Below are 2,798 nucleotides of genomic sequence, written 5' to 3'. Positions count from 1 at the left end.
AGATCGGCGGGCGGGAGCGCTGGGGCGCTGAGGAGGGCACCGGTCCGGGCGGGCGTGCATCATGATCGTATGACTCTCGTACGGCATGCGCGCCCCGCCGATCTGCCCACCGTCGCACGGCTCGCCGCCGAGCACGCGGCGTACGAGAAGGCCGCGCCCCCGCCCGCCGATCTGGCGCGGCGGCTGGAGGGTCTGCTGTTCGGCGAGGCCCCCGCGAGGCTGCGCTGTTTCGTCGCCGGGACGGACGACGGCGAGATCGTCGGGTACGCCTCGTGCGCACCGGAGGTCTCGACCTGGGAGGGGACCGAGTACCTCCACATGGACTGCCTGTTCCTGCGCGACGGCCACCGCGGACTCGGGCTCGGGCCGCGGCTGATGGACGCCGTGATCGCCGAGGCGCGGACGCTGGGGCTCGCGGAGGTGCAGTGGCAGACACCCGTGTGGAACGCCGGCGCGATGAGGTTCTACGACCGGCTGGGAGCCCGCGGGAAGGACAAGGTGCGGTACTCGCTGCCGGTCTGACGGACCGCCCTCAGCCCTGCCACTTCCCCGTGGCCAGCAGCGCCTCGATCACCTCGCTGTACGGCGCGATGTCCAGCCCCTGCTCCGCGAGCCACGCGTCGGAGTAGTACTTGTCGAGGTACCGGTCCCCGGGGTCGCACAGCAGCGTCACGACGCTCCCCTGCCGCCCCTCGGCGACCATCTCCGCGACGATCTTCAGCGCGCTCCACAGCCCGGTCCCCGTCGAGCCGCCCGCCTTGCGCCCGATGGCCGACTCCAGGGCGCGTACGGCGGCGACGCTCGCGGCGTCCGGGACCTTCATCATGCGGTCGATCGCGCCGGGCACGAAGCTCGGTTCCATGCGGGGCCGTCCGATGCCCTCGATACGGGAGCCGCAGTCGCAGGTGACGTCGGGGTCGCCGGTCGTCCAGCCCTCGTAGAAACAGGAGTTGTCGGGGTCGGCGACGCAGATCCGGGTGTCGTACTGCATGTAGTGCACGTACCGGGCGATCGTCGCCGAGGTGCCGCCCGTACCGGCCGTCGCGACGATCCACGCGGGCTCGGGGAACCGCTCCAGCTCCAGCTGTCTGAAGACGGATTCGGCGATGTTGTTGTTGCCGCGCCAGTCGGTGGCGCGTTCGGCGTACGTGAACTGGTCCATGTAGTGCCCGCCGGTCTCGGCGGCGAGCCGGGCGGACTCCTCGTACATCGTGCGGGGGTCGTCGACGTAGTGGCACCGGCCGCCGTGGAACTCGATCAGCCGGCACTTCTCCGCGCTGGTGGTGCGCGGCATGACGGCGATGAACGGGACGCCGATCAGCTTCGCGAAGTACGCCTCCGACACGGCCGTGGAGCCGCTGGACGCCTCGATGACCGGGCGCCCCGGGCGGACCCAGCCGTTGCACAGGCCGTACAGGAAGAGCGAGCGGGCGAGGCGGTGCTTGAGGCTGCCGGTGGGGTGGGTCGACTCGTCCTTCAGGTACAGGTCGATGCCCCAGTCCTCGGGGAGCGGGAACTTGAGCAGGTGCGTGTCGGCGGAGCGGTTCGCGTCCGCCTGTACCTTGCGCACGGCGTCCTTCAGCCAGGCGCGGTACGCGTCGTCGCTGCGGTCCTCGTCCAGGGTCGAGGTCTGCTGGGGGGTGGTCACGGCGGGGCTCCTCACACGCTCGCTCAGGCGGCCGTCGCCTCGATCATAGACACCTGTCACACGCTTCCCACCTGCATAAACACACCTTTGAGCGGCCCAAAGGAACCCTCGGGGGGCGCATTCGCGCGAGTGCTCCGGGCGAGCGCCGCCGGCCCGCCCGGAGCACTGGTGCCGTACGTCCCCGGGCGGCAGACTGCACGGCACCGGGGGGCGGACATCACTCACGGGTAGCGAGGGGGCGGAGCGGCATGACGGAGCCGGAGTTCACGGCGACGGGCGTCCGCGTCGGCAGAAGACTCCGGTCACCGACAGGGCCGGGCGGGTACGGGGCGGACCAGGGCTCCGGCCACGCGGAGGTTCGTCTTCCCTCGAAGTTGCGCCCCCGCTCCCCCTGAGCCACTCTGAACTCACGTCACTCTGGGTTTACCGGCGATAACGCTGCGAACCAGCCCGCCGGCCACGAACGCAGCCGGCCGCTGTGCGGGACGCGCTGCCGAAACGATCCGAACTCCGTGTTCTTCCGGACCTCACGTCGGGGAGTCGCAGCGTGATCAGCAACCCGAACAGGCACTGCACGGTGGAGCTGCAAGCTCTGCCGGCGCGGATCGGCCAGGTCCGCAGAATCGTTACCGCACATTTGCGGTACTGGCAGCTGGACCCCCTCATAGACCGGGCCGCGCTCGGTGTGACGGAGCTGCTGGCCAACGTCCACCGGCATGCGCGGCCGGACAAGACCTGCGTGGTGGAGATGGAACTGCTGCTCGGGCAGCTGACCGTCTCGGTGCGCGACCACGACCCCCGCCTGCCGGTGGTGACAGGCCCTGACGATCTCGACGACATCGACGCGCTGGCCACCTGCGGCCGGGGCCTCGCGATGGTGGCGGCGGTCAGCGAGAGCTGGGGGGCGCGGTCGGAGGGGGAGGACGGGAAGGTCGTGTGGTTCACCCTGTCGGCGGCGGGCCCGGTGAGCCCTCCGGCGAAGGTGATGCCGCCCGCCGGCCCCGCACCCCGTGGCCGCGCCGCACCGGGCGGCGGCCCGGGTCTGACACCGGCTTCCCGGCGGCCCAGGGGCGCGCTCCGCCCGGTCTCACTCCACTGCCACGGCTCCCATCATCCCGAGCCTTGCCGCCCTGCGGGCCGGCCTCAGCGC

The 2,798-nt window shown here is 71.5% G+C and carries 3 protein-coding genes; 2 read left to right on the top strand and 1 reads right to left on the bottom strand.

The window, feature by feature from the left end:
* The first annotated feature begins 69 nt into the window (after positions 1-69).
* Positions 70-522, top strand: a complete 453-nt coding sequence (locus tag AOK24_RS40150; RefSeq protein WP_055724847.1) for a GNAT family N-acetyltransferase — start codon at positions 70-72, stop codon at positions 520-522.
* A 10-nt stretch (positions 523-532) separates the two neighbouring features.
* Here AOK24_RS40150 and cds1 read toward each other — a convergent pair whose 3' ends face one another.
* A complete protein-coding gene (gene cds1, locus AOK24_RS40145; RefSeq protein ID WP_055724846.1) occupies positions 533-1,648 on the bottom strand; it encodes an L-cysteine desulfhydrase Cds1 in 1,116 nt (371 codons plus the stop codon).
* Positions 1,649-2,195: 547 nt separating this feature from the next.
* On the opposite strand from cds1, the gene AOK24_RS40140 reads away from it, so the two are divergent.
* A partial coding sequence (locus tag AOK24_RS40140; protein ID WP_240554351.1) for an ATP-binding protein occupies positions 2,196-2,798 on the top strand: 603 nt, incomplete at its 3' end.

Origin of the sequence: Streptomyces niveiscabiei (assembly GCF_001419795.1) — a bacterium.
Taxonomy (GTDB): domain Bacteria; phylum Actinomycetota; class Actinomycetes; order Streptomycetales; family Streptomycetaceae; genus Streptomyces; species Streptomyces niveiscabiei.
The sequence above is the reverse complement of the archived record's forward strand: the minus strand, read 5'-3'. Positions and strand labels throughout refer to the sequence as shown.

Excerpts from the sequence above, each read along its gene's own strand:
- AOK24_RS40150 (WP_055724847.1), top strand. The coding sequence starts at position 70 with ATGACTCTCGTACGGCATGCGCGCCCCGCCGATCTGCCCACCGTCGCA.